General features: G+C 62.0%; 22 protein-coding genes, 4 tRNA genes, 1 other RNA gene and 1 riboswitch. Of the genes, 16 read left to right on the top strand and 11 right to left on the bottom strand.

Annotation, left to right across the window (positions count from 1 at the left end; all coding sequences use genetic code 11):
* Positions 1-44: 44 nt before the first annotated feature.
* The 3 genes from KW824_RS12095 to pyrF all read left to right on the top strand — a co-directional run bounded on the left by KW824_RS12095 (position 45) and on the right by pyrF (position 2,355).
* A complete protein-coding gene (locus tag KW824_RS12095) occupies positions 45-329 on the top strand; it encodes a LapA family protein (RefSeq protein ID WP_005327818.1) in 285 nt (94 codons plus the stop codon).
* A 9-nt stretch (positions 330-338) separates the two neighbouring features.
* Positions 339-1,505 carry a lipopolysaccharide assembly protein LapB gene (gene lapB, locus KW824_RS12090; RefSeq protein WP_042649707.1) on the top strand — a complete coding sequence of 389 codons (1,167 nt, stop codon included), beginning with the start codon at positions 339-341 and terminating at the stop codon, positions 1,503-1,505.
* Between the two features lie 151 nt (positions 1,506-1,656).
* Positions 1,657-2,355 (top strand): orotidine-5'-phosphate decarboxylase, encoded by a 699-nt coding sequence (pyrF, locus tag KW824_RS12085; protein WP_171268919.1) that lies wholly within the window; start codon positions 1,657-1,659, stop codon positions 2,353-2,355.
* A gap of 111 nt (positions 2,356-2,466) precedes the next feature.
* On the opposite strand, the gene rrtA is transcribed toward pyrF, so the two are convergent.
* The gene (rrtA, locus tag KW824_RS12080; protein WP_232534664.1) at positions 2,467-3,045 is read right to left on the bottom strand and encodes a rhombosortase; all 579 of its coding nucleotides are present in this window, start codon (positions 3,043-3,045) and stop codon (positions 2,467-2,469) included.
* Here rrtA and KW824_RS12075 point away from each other — a divergent pair.
* The 5 genes from KW824_RS12075 (at position 3,011) to KW824_RS12055 (ending at position 5,898) form a co-directional block, all read left to right on the top strand.
* Positions 3,011-3,655, top strand: coding sequence for a tRNA-uridine aminocarboxypropyltransferase (locus tag KW824_RS12075; protein WP_218409912.1), 645 nt, complete (start codon positions 3,011-3,013; stop codon positions 3,653-3,655). The two genes, rrtA and KW824_RS12075, sit on opposite strands and share 35 nt — an antisense overlap.
* Before the next feature lie 28 nt (positions 3,656-3,683).
* Entirely contained in the window at positions 3,684-4,373 is a 690-nt protein-coding gene (gene queC / locus KW824_RS12070; RefSeq protein WP_371316617.1) for a 7-cyano-7-deazaguanine synthase QueC, read from the top strand.
* A gap of 61 nt (positions 4,374-4,434) precedes the next feature.
* Entirely contained in the window at positions 4,435-5,106 is a 672-nt protein-coding gene (gene queE, locus KW824_RS12065; protein WP_171268922.1) for a 7-carboxy-7-deazaguanine synthase QueE, read from the top strand.
* A gap of 1 nt (position 5,107) precedes the next feature.
* Positions 5,108-5,338, top strand: a complete 231-nt coding sequence (locus KW824_RS12060; protein ID WP_005327834.1) for a DUF3820 family protein — start codon at positions 5,108-5,110, stop codon at positions 5,336-5,338.
* Positions 5,335-5,898: a cob(I)yrinic acid a,c-diamide adenosyltransferase gene (locus KW824_RS12055; protein WP_171268923.1), complete on the top strand. Its 564-nt coding sequence runs from the start codon at positions 5,335-5,337 to the stop codon at positions 5,896-5,898. The genes KW824_RS12060 and KW824_RS12055 overlap by 4 nt, the downstream gene beginning before the upstream one ends.
* A gap of 71 nt (positions 5,899-5,969) precedes the next feature.
* On the opposite strand, the gene KW824_RS12050 is transcribed toward KW824_RS12055, so the two are convergent.
* Complete coding sequence (locus KW824_RS12050; RefSeq protein WP_025327182.1) at positions 5,970-6,374, bottom strand: H-NS family nucleoid-associated regulatory protein; 405 nt, start codon at positions 6,372-6,374, stop codon at positions 5,970-5,972.
* 320 nt (positions 6,375-6,694) lie between these two features.
* Positions 6,695-6,866: riboswitch (Lysine riboswitch) on the top strand.
* A gap of 85 nt (positions 6,867-6,951) precedes the next feature.
* On the opposite strand from KW824_RS12050, the gene KW824_RS12045 reads away from it, so the two are divergent.
* Both KW824_RS12045 and KW824_RS12040 read left to right on the top strand, forming a co-directional pair.
* Positions 6,952-8,532 (top strand): Na+/H+ antiporter NhaC family protein, encoded by a 1,581-nt coding sequence (locus KW824_RS12045; RefSeq protein ID WP_218409910.1) that lies wholly within the window; start codon positions 6,952-6,954, stop codon positions 8,530-8,532.
* A gap of 86 nt (positions 8,533-8,618) precedes the next feature.
* Positions 8,619-9,200 (top strand): thymidine kinase, encoded by a 582-nt coding sequence (locus tag KW824_RS12040; RefSeq protein WP_171268925.1) that lies wholly within the window; start codon positions 8,619-8,621, stop codon positions 9,198-9,200.
* A gap of 67 nt (positions 9,201-9,267) precedes the next feature.
* Here the strand turns inward: KW824_RS12040 and KW824_RS12035 are convergent, their stop codons facing one another.
* A complete protein-coding gene (locus KW824_RS12035) occupies positions 9,268-10,605 on the bottom strand; it encodes a flavohemoglobin expression-modulating QEGLA motif protein (protein ID WP_218409909.1) in 1,338 nt (445 codons plus the stop codon).
* A gap of 159 nt (positions 10,606-10,764) precedes the next feature.
* Between KW824_RS12035 and KW824_RS12030 the strand changes: the two genes are divergently transcribed.
* The 3 genes from KW824_RS12030 to KW824_RS12020 all read left to right on the top strand — a co-directional run bounded on the left by KW824_RS12030 (position 10,765) and on the right by KW824_RS12020 (position 11,638).
* Positions 10,765-11,220 (top strand): YbjN domain-containing protein, encoded by a 456-nt coding sequence (locus tag KW824_RS12030; RefSeq protein WP_161507131.1) that lies wholly within the window; start codon positions 10,765-10,767, stop codon positions 11,218-11,220.
* Between the two features lie 146 nt (positions 11,221-11,366).
* A tRNA-Ser gene (locus KW824_RS12025) sits at positions 11,367-11,454 on the top strand.
* A gap of 55 nt (positions 11,455-11,509) precedes the next feature.
* Positions 11,510-11,638, top strand: a non-coding RNA gene (locus KW824_RS12020) — RtT sRNA.
* Positions 11,639-11,863: 225 nt separating this feature from the next.
* Here KW824_RS12020 and katG read toward each other — a convergent pair.
* The 4 genes from katG to KW824_RS12000 form a co-directional block, all read right to left on the bottom strand.
* On the bottom strand, positions 11,864-14,038 hold the full coding sequence (gene katG / locus KW824_RS12015) for a catalase/peroxidase HPI (protein ID WP_218409908.1): 2,175 nt from the start codon (positions 14,036-14,038) through the stop codon (positions 11,864-11,866).
* Between the two features lie 664 nt (positions 14,039-14,702).
* Positions 14,703-14,778 (bottom strand) — tRNA-His (locus KW824_RS12010).
* 49 nt (positions 14,779-14,827) lie between these two features.
* Positions 14,828-14,904 (bottom strand) — tRNA-Arg (locus tag KW824_RS12005).
* A gap of 37 nt (positions 14,905-14,941) precedes the next feature.
* Positions 14,942-15,018, bottom strand: a tRNA-Pro gene (locus tag KW824_RS12000).
* A gap of 203 nt (positions 15,019-15,221) precedes the next feature.
* Between KW824_RS12000 and folD the strand changes: the two genes are divergently transcribed.
* Complete coding sequence (gene folD / locus KW824_RS11995; RefSeq protein WP_005326697.1) at positions 15,222-16,079, top strand: bifunctional methylenetetrahydrofolate dehydrogenase/methenyltetrahydrofolate cyclohydrolase FolD; 858 nt, start codon at positions 15,222-15,224, stop codon at positions 16,077-16,079.
* A 100-nt stretch (positions 16,080-16,179) separates the two neighbouring features.
* Here folD and KW824_RS11990 read toward each other — a convergent pair whose 3' ends face one another.
* The 3 genes from KW824_RS11990 to KW824_RS11980 form a co-directional block, all read right to left on the bottom strand.
* Positions 16,180-17,343: a PLP-dependent aspartate aminotransferase family protein gene (locus KW824_RS11990; protein ID WP_218409907.1), complete on the bottom strand. Its 1,164-nt coding sequence runs from the start codon at positions 17,341-17,343 to the stop codon at positions 16,180-16,182.
* Positions 17,344-17,468: 125 nt separating this feature from the next.
* Positions 17,469-18,497, bottom strand: coding sequence for an isopenicillin N synthase family oxygenase (locus KW824_RS11985; RefSeq protein WP_218409906.1), 1,029 nt, complete (start codon positions 18,495-18,497; stop codon positions 17,469-17,471).
* A 397-nt stretch (positions 18,498-18,894) separates the two neighbouring features.
* On the bottom strand, positions 18,895-19,533 hold the full coding sequence (locus KW824_RS11980; protein WP_218409905.1) for an NAD(P)-dependent oxidoreductase: 639 nt from the start codon (positions 19,531-19,533) through the stop codon (positions 18,895-18,897).
* A 101-nt stretch (positions 19,534-19,634) separates the two neighbouring features.
* On the opposite strand from KW824_RS11980, the gene KW824_RS11975 reads away from it, so the two are divergent.
* Positions 19,635-20,537, top strand: coding sequence for a LysR family transcriptional regulator (locus KW824_RS11975; protein WP_218409904.1), 903 nt, complete (start codon positions 19,635-19,637; stop codon positions 20,535-20,537).
* Positions 20,538-20,596: 59 nt separating this feature from the next.
* Here KW824_RS11975 and KW824_RS11970 read toward each other — a convergent pair whose 3' ends face one another.
* Positions 20,597-21,337 (bottom strand): SDR family oxidoreductase, encoded by a 741-nt coding sequence (locus tag KW824_RS11970; protein ID WP_043133101.1) that lies wholly within the window; start codon positions 21,335-21,337, stop codon positions 20,597-20,599.
* Between the two features lie 241 nt (positions 21,338-21,578).
* Here KW824_RS11970 and KW824_RS11965 point away from each other — a divergent pair, with 241 nt between their 5' ends.
* Entirely contained in the window at positions 21,579-22,490 is a 912-nt protein-coding gene (locus KW824_RS11965; protein ID WP_218409903.1) for an AraC family transcriptional regulator, read from the top strand.
* Positions 22,491-22,629: the final 139 nt, after the last annotated feature.

The following is a 22,629-nucleotide window of genomic DNA, read 5'->3' as shown; positions in this document are numbered from 1 at the left end:
TTAAGGATAATCAGTCTCTCATTAGCTACAGACAGGGAGATCTTATGAAGCGTATCTTGGCCCTCATCCCATTGGTGCTGGTGTTTGTACTGACCCTCGCCATCGGTTCGCAAAATGGCCAGCTGGTGCAGTTCAACTATCTCATCGCCCAGGGGGAGTTCTCTCTCTCCATGCTGCTGGGGTTCTTCTTTGCCGGTGGCTTCCTGTTGGGCTGGCTGGTGTTCGGTCTGCTCTTCCTGCGCTTGAAACTGCAAAACCGTACCCTCAGCCGCACCATGCGTCGTCAATCCCGTGAGTTGGAGCTAGCCCGGTCGCCAGCCAAGGAATAATGTCCCTCGATGCTTGAACTGCTTTTCCTGCTGTTGCCGATTGCCGCTGGTTATGGCTGGTACATGGGACGCAGGAGTGTTCGCCAGGACACCCAGCAACAGAGTAACCAGTTTTCCCGCCAGTACGTGGCGGGTCTCAATTATTTGCTGTCTGACGAGTCGGACAAGGCTGTGGATCTCTTTATCCAGCTGCTGGAAGTCGACAGCGAAACCATCGAAACCCATCTCTCCCTCGGCAACCTCTTTCGTCAGCGGGGGGAGGTCGATCGCGCCATCAAGATCCACCAGAACCTGGTCGCCCGCCAGCTGACCCGGGAGCAGCGTCAGCTCGCGCTGCAGGAGCTGGCCCGGGATTTCCTGGCTGCCGGCCTGCTGGACCGGGCCGAAGCGCTCTGGAAGGAGCTGTGCGAAGACAGCGACTTTGAAGAGACGGCCCTGGCGCAGTTGCTCATCATCCATCAACAGCTGCGTGACTGGGACAAGGCCATCGAGGTCGCCATTCGCCTGCAGAAATTCCAGGGCAAGAAGCTGGCGGAGCCCATCTCCCATTTCTATTGCGAGCAGGCAGAGAGCGCCTTGCGCGACGGTGACAAGGGGGCGGGGATCGCCAAGTTCAAGCGGGCGCTCGCAGCCCACCCTGGCTGTGCTCGGGCCAGCCTGCGACTGGCCGATCTGTCTATGGAGGAGGGCAAGTTCGAGGAGGCCAGCAAGGATCTGCTGCGGGTGTTCGAGCAGGACATGGATTTTGCCTCCGAGGCCATGCCCAGGCTGCTCGATTGCTATCAGCAGCTTGGCCGCACTCAGGAGCTGATCCCGCTGCTGGAGAAGGCGGTGGAGGATCATGCCGGTGTCAGCGTGACCCTGGCCCTGGCCAATTTGGTGGAGGCGCGCGACGGCCTGAGCCAGGCTCGCGCCCTGGTGCTGCGCCAGCTGCGGCGCCACCCCTCTATGAAGGGGTTTTACCAGCTGGTGGGCTTCCAGCTGGCGAGCGCCGAGGAGGGGCCCGCCAAGGAGAGTCTGGAGCTGCTGCAGCAGCTGGTCGGCGAGCAGATCAAGATAAAATCGACCCACAAGTGCCGCCAGTGCGGCTTTGCCACCCATTCGCTGTTCTGGCAGTGTCCCTCCTGCCGGCAGTGGGGCTCCATCAAGCCTATCCGTGGCCTGGATGGTGAATAGCCCTTAGTGACAAAAAGTCCGCCCCCGCGCGTCTCGAGCGTGGGCGGCAAGCCGAAGCAGGCGCAAACTCGAGTGAGCAAGATGCCAGACTGCGACCGGCTCGCCGGCCGTGTCGAGACTGGATGTGGCATAACAACCCATAGGAAGTGACATGCAAGACCCCAAAGTACTGGTCGCGCTGGATTATCAGCACGAAGCCGATGCCTTCGCCTTCATTGAACAGATCTCCCCGGCCGAGTGCCGCCTCAAGGTGGGCAAGGAGATGTTTACCCTGTTTGGCCCCCAGTTCGTGCGCCAGCTGGTGGCCAAGGGCTTTGACGTGTTCCTGGATCTGAAGTTTCACGACATTCCCAACACGGTTGCCAAGGCGGTAGCCGCGAGTGCCGAGCTGGGGGTATGGATGGTGAACGTCCATGCCAGCGGCGGCGAGCGCATGATGCGCGCGGCCAGAGAGGCGCTGCTGCCCTATGGTGACAAGGCTCCCCTGCTGATCGGGGTGACCGTGTTGACCAGCATGGAGCAGTCCGACATGGCGCCGCTGGGTCTGGATGTGAGCCCGGCCGAGCAGGTGATCCGGTTGGCAACCCTCGCCAAGACGGCAGGGTTGGACGGCGTGGTCTGCTCCGCCGAGGAAGCCAGTGCGTTGAAAACCTTGCTCGGCCCTGACTTCAAGCTGGTGACTCCGGGCATTCGCCCGAGCGGAGCCGCTGCCGGGGATCAACGCCGGGTCATGACGCCGCTGGCGGCGGTGGAGGCGGGGGCCGACTACCTGGTGATAGGCCGCCCCATTACCCAGGCGGCGGATCCGGCCGCCGTGCTGGGGGCGATCAACGCCGAGCTCTGCCGATAAGGGGCCGACCCCTGAATGACCACAGGCCGGATTGCAGATCCTGCCTGTTGCGTTTTGATGGGTAGCTGAGCGCTGCTGCTAATGAGTGGCAGCCCTAAACCGCAGGGGATATCAGGACTTGACGGTCTGCACACCCAGGCCGATGGGGAAGAGGCCGAGCAGCAGGCCGGCGGCCGAGCCGATGAGGTGAGACTCTATGTGCACCCTGGCGCCAATGAGAGCAGAGACAGGGCTCTCTCCCGCACTGTAAAAATCCAGCCCGAGCTTGATGACGATGCCAAGTAGCATGAGCCAGCCCGAGTAGCGACGATAGCGGATATCCTGCATGGCCCCCCACACGAATAAGCCGTGCAGCAGGCCGGAGAGCCCCATGTACCATTGGGTCTGTGGGCACCACCACCAGATCCCGAGCCCGACGGCCGTCCCCAGCAGCAGGAGCAGCACGGGCAGGCGCCAGCCCGTCAGGTATTCGCGAAACAGGCTGTAGAGCACCGCAAGCCCGCTCAGGTTGAGCAGCAGGTGCCATCCGTTGGTGTGGGCCAGATTGCCTGTTATGATGCGCCACCCTTCGCCTTGGGCGATCAGGTCGCGATCGAAGGAGAGCAGGTGGTTCGGTACGGTGAAGAAGAGCAAGGCAGTGACGAGCGAAAGCGTGATGACCCAGAGCAGACCCGATTTTTCTGACAACATGAAACAACCCAACGACAAAGAGAGCCGATACTGTACACGCTGTGCCCGAGCCCTCAAAGCCTGCCTGTGTGAATATATCCAACAGGTGCCCCACCTTGCACCGCTCCATATCCTGCAGCACCCCAACGAGGTCGCCCACCCCAAGGGAACGGCCGCCCTGCTGGCCGCCTCCCTCAGCCATGCCCGCATTCACGTGGGGGAGAACTTCGCCGATGCCGACTGGCTCAATGCCCTGCTCGCCGACCCCAAGGTGCAGTGCTATCTGCTGTGGCCCGATGATGAGGCTCTGACCCTGGCGCAGGTGCGCGAGGGTAGGGGACAAGCCAGAGAGGTGCACTTCATCCTGCTCGATGGCACCTGGCGCAAGGCCTATCGCATGTTGCACAGCAACCCGGCCCTGCTGGGGTTGCCGAGGATCACCCTCGGTGCCATGGCGGGGCAATATTCCATTCGCAAGAAGCCGTTTCCCGAGGCGCTGTCGACCCTGGAGGCGGGCTACCATCTGTTATACCAGTGGGAAGCGGAGCCCGAGCGCTTCGCCCCGTTGATGAACCTCTTTACCGAGTTGAACCGGCAGTGGCATGACTTTGCCCAAGGTCGCCGCGCTTGAATCTGAATTGCAAACAGGAGTGATGAACGTGAAAAAAGCCGTCGTGGTATTCAGTGGTGGTCAGGACAGTACCACCTGTCTGGTGCAGGCCCTGGCCCTCTATGAAGAAGTGCACGCCATCACCTTCGACTATGGCCAGCGTCATCGGGAGGAGATCGAAACAGCTCGCCGCCTGGCCGGGCAGCTCGGGATTGCCGCCCACAAGGTGATGGATGTGACCATGCTGGGTGAGCTGGCCGTCTCGGCCCTGACTCGGGATGACATCCCGGTCAGCGGTGAGCTGCAGGACAACGGCCTGCCCAACACCTTCGTGCCGGGCCGCAACATATTGTTTCTGACTCTGGCGGCCATCTATGCCTATCAGGTCGGCGCCGACACCCTGATCACCGGGGTGTGCGAGACCGACTTCTCCGGTTATCCCGATTGCCGCGACGACTTCGTCAAGGCCCTCAATCAGGCGGTGTCGCTGGGGTTGGATCGCGCCATTCGCTTCGAGACCCCCCTGATGTGGCTCGACAAGGCGGAAACCTGGGCGCTGGCGGATCACTATGGCCATCTCGAGACGGTGCGCCAACAGACGCTCACCTGCTACAACGGCATCCAGGGGGATGGCTGTGGCACTTGCCCCGCCTGCGACCTGCGAAGCCGCGGTCTGAATCAGTATCTGGCCGACAGGGTTGGCGTCATGGCCCGCTTGCACAAGAAAACCGGATTGTGAGCCTGTCTCTTCCCCGGGTTTGGGGTATAATCCGCGCCTTTTGCAGCAAGCCGTGACCGAGATGCACTACCCAATCAACGAGATCTTCCAGACCATCCAGGGGGAGGGCGTCTTCACCGGCGTGCCCGCCATCTTCGTTCGCCTGCAAGGCTGCCCTGTGGGCTGCCCCTGGTGCGACACCCGCCATACCTGGGTGGTGGATCCTGCTCGTGAGGTGGGCAGTCGCGAGGTGCTTGACCGCTCCAACGAGTCCGATGGCTGGAGCAAGATGAGTACGGAGGAGATCCTGGGGAGCTTCGAGACCCTGGGTTACCGGGCGCGCCATGTGGTGTTGACCGGTGGCGAGCCCTGTCTCTACGACCTGTACGAACTCTCGTCGGCCCTGCTGGCGGCGGGATATCAGGTGCAGATCGAAACCAGTGGGACCAGCGAGATCCTGACCCACGCGCAGACCTGGGTCACCGTCTCCCCCAAGATTGGCATGAAGGGGGGCTTGCCTGTGCTGGTGTCGGCTCTGGAGCGGGCCAACGAGATCAAGCATCCGGTGGCCACCGAGCGCCACATCGAGGAGCTCGATGCCCTGCTGGCCACGGCCAACCTGCGTTCCGACGTGGTGATAGCCTTGCAGCCCATCAGCCAGAAGCCCAGGGCCACCGAGCTGGCCATGGCCACCTGCATCGCCCGTAATTGGCGGCTCTCTATCCAGACCCATAAATATCTGAATATCGATTGATATGGACAGACTCTCTGATGAGCGGGTATTGCTCACCCTGGCGGGCAAGATGCCCTACGGTAAATATCAGGGGCGACGCATCATAGATATTCCGGAGCCCTATCTGGTATGGATGGCGCGCAGCGGTTTTCCGGCTGGTGCGCTGGGCCAAACCCTGGCACTGGCATACGAGATAAAACTCAATGGACTGGAGTCCATGATTATTCCCATTATTAACAGGATGTCAGAATGAGAATATATACCCGACAAGGGGACAAGGGCCTCACGCGGCTGGCTGATGGCTCCTCCCTTGCAAAAGATGATCGGCGGGTCGAGACCTATGGCGCCATTGACGAGCTCAATTCCCAGATAGGTCTGCTGATGGCCGAAATACCCGAGAATGAGCCGGCATTATTGGCTCAACTCATATTGCTGCAGCAGGAGCTGTTTGATTTGGGCGGAGAGCTGGCGTTTTCCAGCGAGGCGCAGAATACCTCTCTGTGGCAGGTCAATGAGGCCTGGACTGCGCGGCTGGAGCAACAGATTGACGCCTACAGCGCCCAGTTGCCGGTATTGCGCAATTTCATTCTGCCGAGCGGATCACGAGCGGCGGCGCAGGCCCATGTGGTGCGCACCTTGACCCGTCGCTGTGAGCGGTTGCTGCTCGGCTTGAGCCGGGAAGAGCAGGTGAACCCTGCGATCCTGCCCTATCTGAATCGGCTAAGTGACTGGTTTTTCACGGTGGCCAGATACTTGCTGGTCTCTGCCGGCACCCCGGAAGTGCTCTGGGTCAAGGCGGCAGACAGGCGCTGAGTCACCCAGCATGGAAACAATAAAAAACCTCGCATGGCGAGGTTTTTTATTGGGCGGGACCCTGCTTCAGATCAGATGGCAAAGTCTTCCACGGATTTGCCTTCGGCCACGGCCTTGGCAATGGCGGAGGGCATGCGGCCCTGGCCGGTCCAGGTTTTTTCCACGCCATTGTCCAGATAACGGTATTTGGCGGGGCGGGGGGCACGTTTGCCTTTGCTGGCCTTGGTGCTTTCGGTGGCAACTGTGCCCACCAATTCAGCAGGATCTATCCCTGCGGCTTTCAACATTTCGGCGTATTCGGCAATTTTCTTCTGATGTTCTTCACGGGCCTGGCGTTCGGCAGATTCATCTTGCTGGCGCTCGGCGACCACCTCGGACAATTTCTGCAGTCCCTCTTCCAGTTGCTCCAGGGACAAATCGCGACAGGCTGCGCGCAGACTACGGATATTCAGCAGAATTTTCAGAAATTCGTTCATATTGGCTACCACGCGAGCAGAAATATTAATGGGAAGGGCTGGTTTTTCGATAATTTATAGGGGGGATTGGCACCAAGTCAAGCCTGCCAAAATAATTAATTAGGCAGATAAATAAAGTCCGGAAATTATTCACGACGCCCGCTTTATTCTCATTGCAGGAGTTTCATTTCCGAATGAGTGCTGAGCAGATGAAAATATCGACCGCATCGTATTTTATGAACCATTTGACTACCATTTTTCCGCTTTTCGCCACACAAGCCTTGAAATTTAATCAAAAAACTTGCTATCACCCGGTGGCTCGATAAAATGTGCCGCGAATACCTTTAAGTAGAGGCGCGCTGCCTATGAATAACCGAGCGGAGGGTGATGCCTGCGATGCTCGATGAAAGGAGTCGGCGCCGAAGTGACCAGGCCATCATACCGGGTTGCTGGTTCTGCATCGAACAGGTGCAGGACTGCCATAGTCATCCACTATGGAGCGCTACCTGAAGGGGCTGAGGAGTATGCCCGCCCTGGGTTTTGTTTCTTTGATCCTCTCGGTAGATCTCCACCTGTTGTCTTTAGGTGCAAAGAGATCATGGACATCGTTCATTACGCCGACTCCGGTTGGTCTGTCGTTCCCCCCCTGTTGGCCGTCGCCCTTGCGATCATCACCCGCCGCGTCCTGGTATCGCTGGGGGTGGGCATAGTCGCCGGCAGTCTGCTGCTCAACCAGTTCTCCCCCCTCGAATCCCTGCATTACATGCTGAACACTGTGCTCAAGATCTTCTGGGTCGACGGTGCGCTCAACCGGGACAACGTCAACATGATCCTGTTCATGTTGATGCTGGGGGGCCTCATCAGCCTGATGAGCGTCTCCGGGGCGACCCGGGCCTTTGCCGAGTGGGCCGAGCGCCGCGCCAAGACCCGCAAGGGGGCCAAGGCCCTCACCGGCATGATGGTCTTTGCCTTCTTCATCGACGACTTCTTCCACAGCCTGTCGGTGGGGGCCATCTGCCGCCCGGTCACCGATCGCTTCCAGATCTCCCGCGCCAAGCTGGCCTATCTGCTGGACTCCACTGCGGCACCGGTCTGCGTGCTGATGCCCATCTCCTCCTGGGGCGCTTATATCATCGCCCTGGTGGGGGGCATCATGGCGGCCCATGGCCTGACCGATCAGAGCCCCATTTCGGCCTTCGTCGAGATGATCCCGATGAACCTCTACGCCGTGTTCACCCTGATCATGGTGCTGGTGGTGATCGCGTTCCAGCTCGACATCGGCTCCATGCGTCAACACGAGCAGTGGGCGCTGGAAGGCAAGTTGTGGGATGAGTCCAAGGGGCGTCCCATCGGGCTGGACATGGAGTCTCCGGAGGAGAGCAATGGCGGCATGATCGACATGGTGCTGCCGATCCTGACCCTGACCCTGGCAACCGTCTACTTCATGATCGATTCCGGCGCGGCCGTGTTGGCCGGCAAAGGCCTGCCATTCAGCGTGCTCGGCTCGTTCGAGAACACCAACGTCGGTTCTTCCCTGGTCTATGGCGCCCTGTGCAGTCTGGTGGTCTCCATCGGTCTGGCCATGCGCCTCAAGCTGGGTGCCAAGAACTGGATGAAGGCGGCTCCGCAAGGGATCATGGCCATGCTGCCCGCCATCAACATCCTGTTGTTCGCCTGGACCATAGGTGCCGTGGTGCGTGACGTTGAGACCGGCAAGTACCTGGCCTCCATGGCCAATGGCAATCTGCCGATCGAAGTGTTGCCGGCTGTGGTATTCATCCTCTCCTGCGCGATGGCCTTTGCCACCGGTACCAGCTGGGGTACCTTCGGCATCATGCTGCCGCTCGCCGGCGACATGGCCGCCGCCAGCGACATCAGCCTGATGCTGCCGATGCTGGCCGCTGTGCTGGCGGGCTCGGTGTTCGGTGATCACAGCTCGCCCATCTCCAGTACCAGCATCCTCTCGGCCACCGGCGCCGGCTGCCATCACATCGATCACGTGATGACCCAGCTGCCCTATGCGCTGGCCATCGCCTTCGGTGCGGCCATGGGTTACCTGGTCATGGGGATGATGCACTCTGTGCTGGCGGGCTTCACGGTCAGCGGACTCTGGTTCCTGATCTTCTCCGGTTACCATTTGCGCAAAGCCCGGGTGCAGCGCGCCCTGGCCGTCGCATAAAGAGAACAAGGGGCCCACGGGCCCCTTGGTTTTGGCAGGTGCTTTGGTTAGCATGCGCCCCATCAATCCCGTTTCGGAACCCCATCATGGCTTCATTGCATTACAAATTCGCCACCATGAACTCGGGCAAGTCGACCCAGCTCATTCAGGCCCACTTCAACTATCTGGAGCGCGGCATGGTTCCGTTGGCCATGACCCCCGTCATCGACGATCGCTTCGGGACCGGGGTGATCAGTGCCAGAGTGGGCCTGGAGCTGAAGGTGGAGGTGTTCAGCGACAGCTGCGATCTGTTCGAGATGGTCAAGGCGCGCCATGCAAATCGCCATATCGATGTGTTCATCGTCGACGAGGCGCAGTTCCTGACCCGCGAGCAGGTCTACCAGCTGGCCCGCATCGTCGACGAACTCAAGATCCCGGTCATCGCTTATGGCCTCAAGACCGATTTTCGCGGCGAGCTGTTCCCCGGCTCCTACCACCTGCTCTGCCTGGCGGACAAGTTCGAGGAGCTCAAGAGCATCTGCTGGTGCGGCAACAAGGCGCACATGAACTCGCGGGTCAACGAGGCAGGCCAGGTGATGCGTGACGGCGAACAGGTGGAGATAGGAGGCAACGACCGTTATGTGTCGCTTTGTCGCAAGCACTATCTGGACGGCAGGGCCTTCAAGTAACCGACGAGACAGGATCAACAAGGGCGCCGTGATGGCGCCCTTTTTTTGGCTCACATGGCCGCGTGGCTTAGTCTATCTCTATGTCTACCGGCGCTATGATGGGGTCGGCCACCGGCAGGCGGTGGAACAGCTGGCGAAAATGTTGCTGTACCCGGCCTATATCCACCAGGGACATGCCGGAGGCGAAGCCGAACCAGACATAGAGGCCGGTGAGATCGCGAAACATGGGGGGCAGGTAGCGGGGGGCATCGATGAGCCCCTCCAGATAGTGCTGATAGAGCACAGGGATGTCATCCAGGGTCACCTTGCCGACGAACAGCATGGGCAGGATCTCCGGCACCCCTTCCAGCACGGCGCTGCGGATGAAGTTGACCGTCTCCACATAGCCCTTCACATAGGAGAGATCCTTGGTGAAGCAGGCGCCTCCCTCGACCATGCCGCCCCTAAACACTCGCTGGGTGATCTTGTAGGCATCGTGCTCGCTGGCCCCCTTCTCGACGAAGTGGCTGAACACCTCGATGAAGTCGGCGCCGCGCTCCGCCATGTCGATAGCCATCACCCGATCCGAGATGCGCTTGGCCCTGTCCGGGAAGGAGCTGAAGGTGAGAGTCTCGATGAGCACAGCCAGCCCCTCCTGGCAGGCGGTGATGCGCGGCGAGCCTGCGCCCAGCCAGGTGGCGTAGGATTGCTGGCGGCCGTTGAGGGTGGTGCCCACGTGCACCCAGCCCTCGTGCACCTCCAATACCTGCAAGTCCAGCTCGGAGAAGCGGGCGTGGGAGCTCAGCTTGATGTAATCCCCCCCGGCGGCGGCATCGGAGACGATGCCATCGCTCAGCTTGACCTGCACTGTGCCGTCGCTGAAGTAGTTCGACAGCTTGCCCTGCAGTTTGGCCACCGCGGCTTCCCCCTCGAACTCCTTGGGGTAGGGGCGCACCAGGTGGCGGGCGCCGGGCAGGGAGAAGATGTCGCACAGGCGGGCTCCCAGCTCCTTTAACGTCTTGCGATCCCCGCGCAGGTGATCGCTCGCCGAGCCGTACAACAACTGGCTGTAGCGCTGAAAGTCCGGCTGACCGCGCTGGCGCAGCATCTCGATCACCACCATGTACTGATCCACCGTCTCTTGCAGGATCCGGCCGAGATCATCCTGCGGCCCCAGCTTTCTGCGGATCCTGTCCCTCAGCTCCTTGAGCTCCAGGTATTTGTTGCGGGGATCGAAATCGAGGGGGAGGGCCTGATAGAAGTCGGCATCGATGGCGGGCAGCACGCGTCCGCCCTTGGCGAGAAACTCGGTCTGCAGGTGGCGGGGCCACTTGATGGCATCCAGGATGCGAATGGGTTTTTGCAGGGCGAGCAGTTCATCCGAGAGGGATTTCAGGTGCAGGCGATACTTTTCTTGGATGGTCATCGGGCCTTCTGTGGAGGCGAGTGTGGTGCGAGAATGGCTGAGTATATGCATAGCGCTTGCCAAAAAGAAGCGAGACCAGGGGTGATCCCGCCTGTGCGCTTTTGGTTGTCGGAAAATTGGTTTAGACTGCGCCCCTTGATCCTTATTGTGTTCGCGAAAATGATGAATATCCCCAGCTCTGAAATGATAATGCGTTGGCTGCAGCAGGCCCGGATCGAGCACTATGTGTGCGATCAGTGCCACGGCATCCACATGGTCTCCCTGCAGTCCGTCGAGGGCATCCAGGAGAGCCGGATCTTCGTGGAAGAGGAAGGGTTGCTGTTTTCATCCGAACTGGAGGTGCGCCCCTCGTCGCTGCTGCCCCTGGTGGCCGAACTGGGTCGTCTCAACATGCAATACCCGTCCCTCAAGGTGTTCCTCGACATCATAGATGACAACCTGCCGCGCCTCGTCGTGGGCCACACCGTCTTCACCAAGGCGGGTCTCTCCGTCGAGCAGTTCCTGCTGTTTGTCGAAAGCACCACGGCGGCGACCCATGAAGTGGTGTCCGAATGTGAACGCCTCGGCTTCCTCAATCTGCCGGAGATCCAGGTCGCACCGGAATCTGTGCACTGAGTTGCGCGTTTAATGTGCGAACAGTTCGCGGCAGCCAAAAAGCCGTTGACGCCGGCGGGGCTTTCCCCTAAATTACGCCCCGTTCCGGCGCAACAGCGACGAGAGCACAGTGGTGATTGAACACGTTAAACGACAGTCGAAAATTTGGTGAGGTGTCCGAGTGGCTGAAGGAGCACGCCTGGAAAGTGTGTATACGGCAACGTATCGAGGGTTCGAATCCCTCCCTCACCGCCAAATTATAAAAAACCGACCTCAGGGTCGGTTTTTTTCATCTGGGCTACCGTGTTCCCTGATGCGCATAGAGGGAGGGTGAGAACCCTCGCCGGGTTCGAGCAGAGCGGCTTGCCGCGATGAACGGCCAGAGGCCGCCCCGAAGGGGTGAGCCACGAAGTGGCAAATCATCCCTCCCTCACCGCCAAATAAAGTCAAAGGGCCTGTCGCAAGACAGGCCCTTTGACTTTATCCGCTGATGGGCGGCTCTGTTCTGACTCAGGCTCGACAAGGGGCAGGGCAGTCCGGGTCAATCCAGACCCACCGCCAATATAAAAACCCGACCTTATGGTCGGGTTTCTGTTTTGTGGTGCCCGGTCATCCCTCACGCATGTCCCTTGAAGCAGGCCAGGCGACATGCAGGGAGTGCGGGTCAGGCGAGATCGAAGCGATCCAGGTTCATCACCTTGGCCCAGGCAGCCACGAAGTCCTTCACGAACTTCTCTTTCCCGTCCGCACTGGCATAGACCTCCGCCAGGGCCCGCAACTGGGAGTTCGAGCCGAACACCAGATCGACGCGGGTGCCGGTCCACTTGACCTTGCCTGTCTTGCGATCACTCCCCTCGTAGATACCCTTGGCTCCTGCTGCCGGTTTCCACTCCGTGCCCATGTCGAGCAGGTTGACGAAGAAGTCGTTGGAGAGGGTGCCGGGGGCAGAGGTAAAGACCCCGTGGCAGTTGCCGACGTTGGTGCCGAGCACCCGCATGCCGCCCACCAGCACCGTCATCTCGGGGGCACTCAGGGTGAGCAACTGCGCTTTGTCGATCAGCATGGTCTCCGCGAAGGCGGCGCACTCGCCCCCGTAGTTGCGGAACCCGTCGGCGAGGGGCTCGAGCACGGCGAAGGAGTCCACATCGGTCTGGGCCTGGGAGGCGTCCATGCGACCCGGCGTGAAGGGCACAGTCACTGTGACCCCCGCCAGTTTGGCCGCCTGTTCGACACCGACGCCGCCGGCCAGCACGATCAGATCGGCGAGGGATACCCGTTTGCCGCCGGTGGCCGAGGCGTTGAACCCCTGCTGGATCCCTTCGAGGGTCTTGAGCACCTTGGCCAGTTGTGCCGGTTGGTTGGCTGCCCAATCCTTCTGCGGGGCCAGGCGGACGCGGGCACCGTTGGCGCCGCCGCGTTTGTCAGAACCGCGGAAGGTGGATGCCGAGGCCCAGGCAGTGGATGCCAGCTCGGCGACGGTCAGGGAGGCAGCCAGGATCTTCTCCTTGAGGACTGCCACGTCCTTGTCATCGATCAGGGAGTGATTGACGGCGGGGATGGGGTCTTGCCAGATCAGCTCCTCCTTGGGCACTTCCGGCCCCAGGTAGCGTGCGATGGGGCCCATGTCCCTGTGGGTCAGCTTGTACCAGGCGCGGGCAAAGGCATCGGCGAAGGCCTGGGGATCCTCATAGAAGTGGCGGGAGATCTTGCCAAACTCGGGGTCAAAGCGCAGGGTCAGGTCGGTGGTCAGCATGGTCGGCTTGTGGAACTTGCCCGGGATATGCGCATCGGGAATGATCTCGGGCGCATCCTTGGCCACCCACTGCTTGGCGCCCGCCGGTGACTTGGTCAGCTCCCACTCGAAGTTGAACAGGTTCTCGAAGAAGTTGTTGCTCCAAAGGGCAGGGGTCTTGGTCCAGGTCACCTCGAGACCGCTCGAGACGGTGTCCTTGCCGTGGCCGCTGCCGTAGTCGCTCATCCAGCCCAGGCCCTGGGCTTCCAGGGGGGCGGCTTCCGGCTCGGGCCCCTTGTGGGATTCGGGGGCGGCGCCGTGGGCCTTGCCGAAGGTGTGGCCACCGGCAATGAGGGCGACCGTCTCTTCATCATTCATGGCCATGCGGCCGAAGGTGGAGCGGATGTCCTTGGCCGCCTCCATGTAGTCACCGCTGGCATTGGGGCCTTCGGGGTTGACGTAGATGAGGCCCATGTGGGTGGCGCCAAAGGGGGCCGCTAGCTCGCGGTCGCCCTTGACCCGGTCGGGGTCGACCCCGAGCCAGGCGATCTCGTCACCCCAGTTGACGTCCTGATCCGGCTCCCACACATCCGGGCGGCCGCCACCAAATCCGAAGGTTCTAAAGCCCATGGACTCCAGCGCGACGTTGCCGGCGAGGATCAGCAGATCGGCCCAGGAGATCTTGTTGCCGTACTTCTGCTTGATGGGCCACAGAAGGCGACGGGACTTGTCGATGTTGACGTTATCGGGCCAGCTGTTGAGGGGAGCGAAGCGTTGCTGGCCGCGGCCACCGCCGCCACGGCCATCCGTGATGCGATAGGTGCCTGCGGCGTGCCAGGTCATGCGGATGAACTGGGGACCATAGTGGCCGAAGTCCGCCGGCCACCACTCCTGGGAGTCGGTCATCAGCTTGACCAGGTCTTTCTTGAGTGCCTTGTAGTCGAGGCTGTTGAATGCCTCGGCATAGTTGAAATCGTTGTCCATGGGATCGGAGCTGGGGGAATGCTGGTGCAGCAGATCCAGCCGCAACTGGTTCGGCCACCAATCGCGATTGGTTCTGCCGACGCCGGCGGTGTGGTTGAAGGGGCATTTGCTTTCTTCACTCATCTCAGTCTCTCCTTGGAGGGCATGTACATTGCTGACACTTAGTATGGGAAGATTTCCACTGCGCTGTGTGGGGTCATGGCAGGAGAACCGTCTGCAGTTGATCGGGCCCTTATCAATAACCCCTTTATTTTCAATTCATTGCGTTATTGTGCAGTGAGTGGATTACGAAAAGATGAATCACGACCATCTAGTTTAACAATCTATTTACGTTCTGCCCGACTTCCCCTCGCATCAGGCGCGGCGGCAACCTGTGGTGCGCTGCCTGGGCGCAAATGGTTGCTCGCCCTTCATGAGAGAAGCAGACAAGGCATTTGCCTGGTTTTTATCCATATCACGGTCATCGGCATGGAAGCTTGCGCTGCGTCATGGGGAGCAGGGATACATCGGGGCTGTGATGGCTCCGATCATGTCTGTGATCCAGCCAGGGGAGGGGGCAGCACCAGGCGGTGGCATTGACCGACCAGCACAGGGACAAGCGTGAGAGAGCAAGGGGGAGGGGCAAAGCGCATAAAGAGGGAGCGGAGCGCTCGGGACAGGCGGCGAGGCTGGGGCGCAGGCACAAAAAAACCGGCGCTGGGCCGGTTTTGATGAGGGCATCAGATGCCCGGTTCATGGCAAGTAGTGCTTGCCTCTGTCGGCTTGATTCAGCGCGAACAGCTAATAATGGGGTGGCTGATGGGGCTCGAACCCACGACAACCGGAATCACAATCCGGGACTCTACCAACTGAGCTACAGCCACCACTGAAATCTGCCTTCGATGTCGCTCTTCGAGGGAAGAGTCACATCAATGGCGCGCCCTGCAGGATTCGAACCTGCGACCCACGGCTTAGAAGGCCGTTGCTCTATCCGACTGAGCTAAGGGCGCGTTGTATCAAGAAATCCGAAGGACTTCCCGATGAACCTGGTCGGTGATAAAGGATTCGAACCTTTGACCCTCTGGTCCCAAACCAGATGCGCTACCGGGCTGCGCTAATCACCGAAATCTCATCGTCCAGCATACCGGGGGCGGTACGACTGGGCAACGGGCGGGCATCATACCCAAGCGTCAAAGTCAGCGTCAACGACTTTTTCCGCCAGTAAATTCAAATGCCTACTTATTGCCCGCCAGGCGAGAGCCGCTAACACCCGCGCCAAAAAAATGCGACAATGCGCGGCAGTTGAACACATGGTGAGTGAAGAACGATGTCTGCCAAAATCATTGATGGAAAACAGGTTGCGCAAACGATTCGCAATCAGGTCGCCGAACAAGTCCAACAGCGGTTGGCTCTGGGCAAGCGGGCACCGGGTCTGGCGGTGATCCTGGTGGGGCTGGATCCGGCGTCCCAGGTCTATGTGGGCAGCAAGCGTCGTGCCTGTGAAGAGGTGGGGTTTGTCTCCCGCTCCTATGATCTCAGCGCCAATGCGACCCAGGAAGAGTTGCTGGCCCTGATCGACCGGCTCAATGAGGATGCGGAGGTGGACGGCATCCTGGTGCAGTTGCCCCTGCCAGCTCATTGCGACACCACCCAGGTGCTGGAGCGCATTCGTCCCGACAAGGACGTGGATGGTTTCCACCCCTACAACGTGGGCCGTCTGGCCCAGCGCATCCCGGCGCTGCGTCCCTGCACCCCCAAGGGGATCATGACCCTGATCGAGGCGACCGGCGTCAAGACCCACGGTCTGCATGCGGTAGTGGTCGGTGCCTCCAACATCGTCGGTCGCCCGATGACGCTGGAGCTGCTGCTGGCGGGTTGCACCACCACCACCTGTCACCGCTTCACCCAGGATCTGGAGGCCCAGGTGCGCCGTGCCGATCTGCTGGTGGTGGCGGTGGGCAAGCCGAACTTCATTCCGGGGGAGTGGGTCAAGCCGGGGGCTCTGGTGATCGACGTGGGGATCAACCGCCTGGCCGACGGCTCCCTGGTGGGGGACGTGGAGTTTGAAACGGCGCGCAATCACGCCGCCTTCATCACCCCTGTGCCCGGTGGCGTGGGGCCCATGACGGTGGCCAGCCTGATGGAGAACACCCTGAGCGCCTGCCAGGATTATCACGACGCCTGAGCAGGGCCCCTTCCCGCACCCGGGAATGGATGAGAGAAAGGGAAGGCCTAGCCTTCCCTTTTTTATTGCGCGTGGCGCAGGTCGTGCATGGTGCTGAGGGTCAGATCAGGGCCAGCGCCGCCGCCAGATCGGCGATGAGATCGTCGGCGTCTTCCACCCCTATGCTGAAGCGGATGAGATCGTCGTTCACACCAGCCGCGAGGCGGCTCGCCTCGTCCATGGCGGCGTGGGTGGTGCTGGCCGGATGGCAGGCCAGGCTCTCGAGATCCCCCAGGCTCACCGCCTGTACGAACAGTTGCAGGTTGTCGAGCAGGGTAGCGCAGCGCGCAAAGCCCCCCTCCAGCTCTATGCTCACCATGCCGCCAAAGCCGCTGGCGAAGGCGCCGAGGGCGTCGTGGCCCGGATGATTAGCAAGACCCGGGTAGATCACCTTCTTCACCGCCGGGTGGGCGGCGAGGAAGTCGGCCACCTTCTGGGCGTTGTGCAGGTGGGCATCCATGCGCAGGGGCAGGGTCTTGACCCCGCGCTGCAGCAGGTAGGCCTCCTGTGGGCCTATGGGGGAGCCGATGTGCTTGAGGGCCACGGTGCGCACCGACTTCATCAACTCGTGGGAGCCCGCCACCACACCGGCGATGATGTCGCCGTGACCGCCCAGATACTTGGTGCCGCTGTGCATCACCAGATCGATGCCGAGCTCCAGCGGGCGCAGCAGATAGGGGGTGAGGAAGGTGTTGTCACACACAGTGATGGCGCCCACCTTGCGGGCCGCTTCTACCACCACCCGGGGATCCACCACCTTGAGGGTGGGGTTGGTCAGGGTCTCGAACAGGATCACCCTGGTGGCGGGGCTGATGTTGGCCAGCAGATCCTGATCGCTGTCGTAACCCGTGATGGTGATGCCGGCCCGGCTGAAGGTCTGTTTCAAGAACGCATCGGTGCCGCCGTAGAGGGGGCCGACGTAGGCCACCTCATCCCCGCTGCTGGCCAGGGCATAGAGGATGGAGCTCACCGCCGCCATGCCGCTCGCCACCACCAGCGCCTCGTCGGCGCCCTCGAGGGCCGCCAGTTTCAGCTCCAGCTCGGCGGTGGTGGGGTTGCCGAAGCGGCTGTAGATAAAGCCCGGGGCCTGGCCTGCGAAGCGCTCCTTGCCCGCCTGGGCGTTGACGTAGCTGAAGGTGCTGCTCTGGTAGAGCGGTGTGGTGAGGGCGCCGGTCTGGGGGTCGATCCGCTGGCCGCTGTGCACGCTCATGGTCTTGAATTTCATCGTTTTGCTCCGTGGTCGCCAGGCTATGGCGTTGTTGTTCTGGTGTGGAAATCGGTGGACGGGGTCACACTGACGCCCCTGTCCTGTGGTCGGGATGGCGGCTTGTCGCCACCCCCTTGATGGCGTCAGGCCGGTATCGGCTCCTGCGCTACCCTGTGTTGCAGAGCATAGTGGCGAGCCGCCACATCCGGGTGGGAGCGCAGCCTGCCCTTGAGCACGTTCTCCCCCACCTGGTAGAAGAGGGGGTTGGCGGGATCGCTCTCGGGCCCCTGCGCCTCGGCCGCCAGCTCGGGGGAGAGGCTGAGCAGCGGCACTGTGGCATCGAGCCTCGCCGCCATGAAGAAGGCGCAGGAGAGGCGCGAGACCCCGGGGGGCGGGCTCTGCACCCGGTGCAGGGTTGCCTTGAGGTAGCCGTTGGAGGCAAGCTCCAGCAGCTCGCCGATATTGACCACCAGGGCGCCGGGCAGGGGCGGCGCGGAGATCCAGCCGCTCGCCGTCTCCACCTCAAGGCCGGAGTGATCGTCCTGCATCACCAGGGTCAGGTAGCCGGGATCCTTGTGGGCGCCGACCCCCTGGCCGCTGCCTCCCGCTTCCCGTCCCGGGTAGTGAATGAGCTTCATGTGTTGATAGGGGGCGCCCTGGATGCTCTCATCGAACACCCCGGCCGGTTGCTCCAGCACCTCGGCAAAGGCCGACAGCAGGGTGAGGGTGATGTCGCTCAGCCGCTCCTGCCACACCAGTAGTTGTGTCTTCATCTCGGGCAGGGCCGCGGGCCACTGGTTGGGGCCTGTGAGCCGCTGCCAGGAGTGGCTTATCTGCGCCAGGGGGAGGGCCTGTTCCTCGTTCATGATGTCGAACTGCTCTCGCCTGTCCGGCCGCTCCCGGGTGAGTTCGGCCCCCACCAGGTTGTAGCCACGAAAGTGAGGGGAGTGCACCATCTGCACCGCCAGCTTCTCCTGCAGGGGCAGGGCGAAGAAGCGTGCCGCCAGCGCCAGGGTATCCCGTTGCTGCGCTTCGCTCAGACCATGGCCTGTCAGATAGAAGAAGCCGATGTCGCGGGCCGCCCGGCCAAGCTTGGCCAGCATCTGGCGACGTTGCTCGGGGGCGCCATTGATCGCGGCATAGTCGATGATGGGCAGTGATGAATGTTCCATGTGCATCTCCTCACTTGCCGGATGTCGGGTGCAGTCCCGAGGATCCGGTACAAAGACGGCGGTGTGGCTCGTGGCAGGGCTCGGGTCCGTGGCTCACGATGGCACCATTTGGGTTTAAGGGGATGCTACTGTTCGGGGTTATAAGGTGGAAGCAACAAAATATTCTTAGTTATATACAAAAGTCGAAATAGAATTCGATCTCTTTGGGGCAGCCTGTCGATTGCACGGAGAAAATGCGCCCCTGGCGATCGCCTTGCCCATGAATCCTCCAGGGGCAGGGAAGGCGCAGTGCCCGCGGGAGGCGAATGAACAAAGGGGAGGCATCAGCCTCCCCTTGGGTAGTGTGGCGCAGAGGATAGAGGGCGAGCGCCCGCCCAGCGCGCCCAGATCAGCCTCTTCAGTAACCCAGAGTGAAGCGCTGGCGCAGGTGAGCCGGTGTTTCCGCCTCGTTCAACACCCCATCCGCTAGATCCCCGACTGTGATCCCGGCAGGCTTGTCGCCGCTAAAGAGCACCTGATCACCCCCGAGACGGTAGCTGCCGCGCTTCTCGCCGGGTTCGAGGAACACCGGCGGGGAGACGAAGCGCCAGTCGAGGGTCGTTTCGCGGCGAAGCGCCGTGAGACCGTCGCGGGCCGCCAGTGCCCCTTGCTTCCACTCGGCCGGGAAGTCCGGGGTATCCACCAGTTGCACTCCGGGGGCTATCTCCAGGCTGCCGGCACCGCCGACCACCAGCAGCCAGCTGTGGGCGGCGTTGGCTGCCTTGACGATGGCGCTGGCGCCCTTGAGGTACTGATCATGGATATCCGGGGCACTCCAGCCCGGGTTGTAGGCGCTGATCACCCTATCGTGCCCCTTGAGCACGTCGGCCAGCGCCTGCGGGTCCTGGGCATCGACCGCCACTGTGGTGACCTGCGGATGGGCGGCGACCTTGCTGACGTCACGCACGATGGCGGTGACGTGATGGCCACGGCTGACGGCCTCATTGAGGATGGCTGAACCGACAAAACCGCTGGCACCTATGAGGGCAATCTTCATGGATATCTCTCCTTCACTGTGGGAATGAGGCTATCCTACGCTCCCGGATGTGATTTAATAATCCCCTTTAAATTGCATTAACTTGTAAGCTGGATTTAATAATGGATCAGCTCAGACGTTACGCCATCTTCGCCGCCGTGGTGGAGGCGGGCACCATGACGGGGGCCGCCAAGGCCCTCGGCATGACCCCCTCCGCTGTCAGCCAGCACATTGGCCAGCTGGAGAGCCTGCTCGGCCTCACCCTGCTGCATCGCTCCACCCGTCGCCTCAGTCTGACCGAGGCGGGGGAGGTGGTGTGGCAGGGGTGCCAGTCCCTGCAACAGACCCTCAACCAGACCGAGCTGCGCCTCTCGGAAGTGCGCGACAGCCTGCTCGGGGAGGTGCGGATCACCGCCCCCGTGGGCATGGCGGGCCAGCCGCTGGCGCTGGCCTTGTCGCCCCTGTTGCAGGCCCATCCGGGCCTGTGCATCCAGATCATCGCCGACGACGAGAAGCGGGATCTCATTGCCGAGCGCATCGACGTGGCGCTGCGGGTCGGCTCCCTGCCGGACTCCACCCTGGTGGCCCGCAAGCTGGGCCAGACCCGGATGCTGCTGTGCGCCGCCCCCGCCTACCTGGCGCGCAAGGGGACGCCGCACACCCCGGCAGATCTGGCCGCGCACGACTGGCTCTGCGGCGACATGCTGGGGAGCGGCTTGCTGCTCCTTGACGAAAAGGGAGGCGAGCACAGGGTGAGGTGCAAACCCAGGGTGCAATGCAACAACGTGCTGCCCCTGCGCCAGTTTGCCCTGGCGGGGCAGGGGATCTCCCTGCAACCCGAGGGGGAAGTTGCTGAGGATCTCGCCCAGGGCCGCCTGCTCGCCTTGCTGCCAGGCTTTCGGGTGCCGCCCATGGAGATCCACGCCATCACCCCCCAGCGGGAGATCCCGGAGAAGGTGCGCCGGGTGATCACCGCCCTGCGCAGCCATTTCGCCGAGCCAGGGGGGACGGCGCGCCTCTTGTAGTAGGTCAAAAGCAGGGGGCAGCCCGTTGGCTGCCCCCTGTGGATCCTGCTTATCCCGCGTTACTTCATGTAGAGGCCGCCGTTAATGGCCAGGGTTTCCCCCGTGATATAGGCGCCTGCTTCGCTGGCGAGGAAGGCCACGGCGGCGGCAATCTCCTCCGGCTTGGCGAGGCGGCGCATGGGAATGTCGGCCTTGATGCTGTCGAGGATGTCGCTGCGGATCGCCTCCACCATGGGGGTGGCGGTGTAGCCGGGGGCGATGGCGTTGACTGTGACCCCGAAGCGGGCGCCTTCCGCCGCCAGCGCCTTGGTGAAGCCCAGCATGCCTGCCTTGGCCGCCGAGTAGTTGACCTGACCGAACTGCCCCTTCTGGCCGTTGACCGAGGAGATGTTGATGATGCGGGCATCGCGCTGCTCGCACATGGCGTCGAACAGCGGCTGGGTCACGTTGTAGAGGCTGCACAGATTGGTGTGGATCACCTCGAACCACTGATCCGGCACCATCCGCTTGAAGGCCCCATCCCGGGTGATGCCGGCGTTGTTGACCAGCACGTCCACCCGGCCCTCCTCCTGCAGCAGGCGGCCCAGGGTCTCGCGGCACATGGCGGTGTCGGCCACATCCAGCGCCAGCAGCCGCACCCGATCCGGCTGATACCCCTGCTCCTGGTACCACTCCCGTGCAGCGGCGGCATTGACGCTGGAGTGGGTGGCGATGATGCGATACCCCTGGGCCAGCAAGGCGGTGGTGATGGCGGATCCGATGCCGCCCCGGGCTCCGGTGATCAAGGCAATCTTCTTCATGGTTGCACTCCCTGCAAATTGGCTCGAATGAGAGCCAGATGATCGATGCCAGACAACTGATAAATCTGTTTTCAAACAATCTGACAGAGGAAGGCGTCACTTTTGTGACAAGAGGGAGGGCAGACCCCACCAGAAGGGGGAGGTGGCGCCGCCAGCCCCCTTGCTCCCGGCACGGCGGCCATGTTTAATGTGCACTCCTGAACAGAGGCTGATCCTCTGCAGGCAGAGACCAGCACCCGGCATGACAATCACCACACCTTTCGCACCTTCCGACCCGGCGCCACGGACGCGTCCCCATTTCACCCGCATCGAGCGGGTGCTCGACTACATTCACGCCCACCTGGATCAGCCCCTGTCGCTGGAGCAACTGGCCGAGCAGAGCTGCTGGTCGCGCTGGCAGTTGCAGCGGGTCTTCTTGCACGAGACCGGCCAGACGGTGGCCCACTATGTGCGCGAGCTGAAGCTGAGCCTGGCGGCGGAGGCGCTGCTCTCGAGCCGCCAGCGGGTGCTGGATCTGGCGCTGAACCATGGTTTTGGCTCCGAGGTGAGCTTCAGCCGGGCCTTCAAACAGCACTTTGGCTGCTCGCCCCTGGCCTATCGCAAACGGGGCCTGCGGCTGGGGCTGCGTACCCCCCTGGTACGGGTCCCCATGTCGCTGACCAGTCCCCCCAGGCTGGTGCAGGTGCGGGTGGAGAGCCGGCCGGGATTCACCCTGCACGGCGTCAGGGGGGAGATCCGGGGCCTCTTTGCCGAAGACCCGGACTTTCAGCAGACGGTGCCTGCCATCTGGCGTGCCTGGCGCGAGGCGGGGGGGCTGCCATTGACCAACGAACTGCTTGGCGTGGTGGACGTCTCGGGGGCGGGGGAGCGGCTGCCTTACTGGGCCGGGGTGGCGGCAGAGGAGGGGACTGAACCCCTGCCCGGGTTGGCGTGCCTTCGGGTTCCGTCCCAGGAGTATGCGGTGCTGAGCCACCAGGGCCCCATTGAGCAACTGGGGCCGAGTCTCAACTGGTTCATCCAGCACTGGCTGCCAGCCTCCAGCTATCGCGGGCTGGATGGCTTCGAACTGGAACGCTATGCCCCGGGTTTTGACGGTCGGAGGGCGGATGCCTCCATGGAGTACTGGCTGCCCATCGTTCCCTGCCCGGGTTGAGCGTGCACCTCTTCACTCAAGTCCCCTATCCCTGGCGAGGCTGCTTGCGGCTGATGGCCGACCCTCTGTGCGCCTGCCAAAGATAGTCATTTGAATTCATGGTCTTTTCCCATCGACATAAGGCGTCGTCGACTGAGGC

The organism is Aeromonas sp. sif0611 (assembly GCF_019218845.1).
Lineage (GTDB): Bacteria > Pseudomonadota > Gammaproteobacteria > Enterobacterales > Aeromonadaceae > Aeromonas > Aeromonas media.
Note: the sequence above shows the minus strand (reverse complement) of the source record. Positions and strands in the feature narration are given on the sequence as shown.

Bases quoted from the DNA above. Each gene is read 5' to 3' on its own strand.
- KW824_RS12075 (WP_218409912.1), top strand. From the start codon at position 3,011: ATGACCCAGAGCAGACCCGATTTTTCTGACAACATGAAACAACCCAAC.
- lapB (WP_042649707.1), top strand. From the start codon at position 339: ATGCTTGAACTGCTTTTCCTGCTGTTGCCGATTGCCGCTGGTTATGGC.
- KW824_RS12030 (WP_161507131.1), top strand. From the start codon at position 10,765: ATGATGAATATCCCCAGCTCTGAAATGATAATGCGTTGGCTGCAGCAG.
- KW824_RS11965 (WP_218409903.1), top strand. From the start codon at position 21,579: ATGACAATCACCACACCTTTCGCACCTTCCGACCCGGCGCCACGGACG.
- KW824_RS12050 (WP_025327182.1), bottom strand. From the start codon at position 6,374: ATGAACGAATTTCTGAAAATTCTGCTGAATATCCGTAGTCTGCGCGCA.
- KW824_RS12060 (WP_005327834.1), top strand. From the start codon at position 5,108: ATGGACAGACTCTCTGATGAGCGGGTATTGCTCACCCTGGCGGGCAAG.
- queE (WP_171268922.1), top strand. From the start codon at position 4,435: ATGCACTACCCAATCAACGAGATCTTCCAGACCATCCAGGGGGAGGGC.
- KW824_RS11970 (WP_043133101.1), bottom strand. From the start codon at position 21,337: ATGAAGAAGATTGCCTTGATCACCGGAGCCCGGGGCGGCATCGGATCC.
- KW824_RS12040 (WP_171268925.1), top strand. From the start codon at position 8,619: ATGGCTTCATTGCATTACAAATTCGCCACCATGAACTCGGGCAAGTCG.
- KW824_RS12055 (WP_171268923.1), top strand. From the start codon at position 5,335: ATGAGAATATATACCCGACAAGGGGACAAGGGCCTCACGCGGCTGGCT.
- KW824_RS12045 (WP_218409910.1), top strand. From the start codon at position 6,952: ATGGACATCGTTCATTACGCCGACTCCGGTTGGTCTGTCGTTCCCCCC.
- KW824_RS11980 (WP_218409905.1), bottom strand. From the start codon at position 19,533: ATGAAGATTGCCCTCATAGGTGCCAGCGGTTTTGTCGGTTCAGCCATC.
- katG (WP_218409908.1), bottom strand. From the start codon at position 14,038: ATGAGTGAAGAAAGCAAATGCCCCTTCAACCACACCGCCGGCGTCGGC.
- folD (WP_005326697.1), top strand. From the start codon at position 15,222: ATGTCTGCCAAAATCATTGATGGAAAACAGGTTGCGCAAACGATTCGC.
- pyrF (WP_171268919.1), top strand. From the start codon at position 1,657: ATGCAAGACCCCAAAGTACTGGTCGCGCTGGATTATCAGCACGAAGCC.
- KW824_RS11975 (WP_218409904.1), top strand. From the start codon at position 19,635: ATGGATCAGCTCAGACGTTACGCCATCTTCGCCGCCGTGGTGGAGGCG.
- rrtA (WP_232534664.1), bottom strand. From the start codon at position 3,045: ATGTTGTCAGAAAAATCGGGTCTGCTCTGGGTCATCACGCTTTCGCTC.
- KW824_RS12095 (WP_005327818.1), top strand. From the start codon at position 45: ATGAAGCGTATCTTGGCCCTCATCCCATTGGTGCTGGTGTTTGTACTG.
- KW824_RS11990 (WP_218409907.1), bottom strand. From the start codon at position 17,343: ATGAAATTCAAGACCATGAGCGTGCACAGCGGCCAGCGGATCGACCCC.
- KW824_RS12035 (WP_218409909.1), bottom strand. From the start codon at position 10,605: ATGACCATCCAAGAAAAGTATCGCCTGCACCTGAAATCCCTCTCGGAT.
- KW824_RS11985 (WP_218409906.1), bottom strand. From the start codon at position 18,497: ATGGAACATTCATCACTGCCCATCATCGACTATGCCGCGATCAATGGC.